At 34.7% G+C, this 484-nt stretch carries 1 pseudogene; it reads right to left on the reverse strand.

The annotated features are described in order from the left end of the window. Positions 1-484 (reverse strand): annotated as a pseudogene (locus J7R07_RS08000) (Vomp family autotransporter); the annotation flags it as partial.

The raw sequence follows: 484 nt of genomic DNA on the forward strand, positions 1-484 counted from the left end.
ATCTTGGCTCGTTTGAGGAAATGGCTGGGGAGATAAGCCACCATCCGCCAATAAATTCTGATCAACAATCAATTGCTTATATCGATCCTCTGTATTTAATGTATTTTTTGATAACTTATTCCCATAGGTTTTTAAAATATTCACAACCGAATTATCATCACCCGCCTCAGAAAGGATTTTGATAAGAAAATTCCCATAGTCGCTAGCATTACCCTTTTCTGCATCTGCTTTATTGAGTACCGTTAAATAATTGTCTTTGGATATACGAGAAGTATTCAAACCAGCAACAGAGATAATACTTTGTGGATATGACACACCAGAACTCTTAACACCTTCAAGAAACGCATTTCTAAAATTAGGATTTGCTGAAAAAACAGGAAATACATTCGATAGAAATATAGCTGCCGTAGCCAACGAAAAAACTTTAACGAAAGAAAAACGAGAAAGTTTTAATTTACTTGCTGCTTGTGTGTCATGTAATTTT

This window comes from Bartonella phoceensis (assembly GCF_902825145.1).
GTDB classification, from domain to species: domain Bacteria; phylum Pseudomonadota; class Alphaproteobacteria; order Rhizobiales; family Rhizobiaceae; genus Bartonella; species Bartonella phoceensis.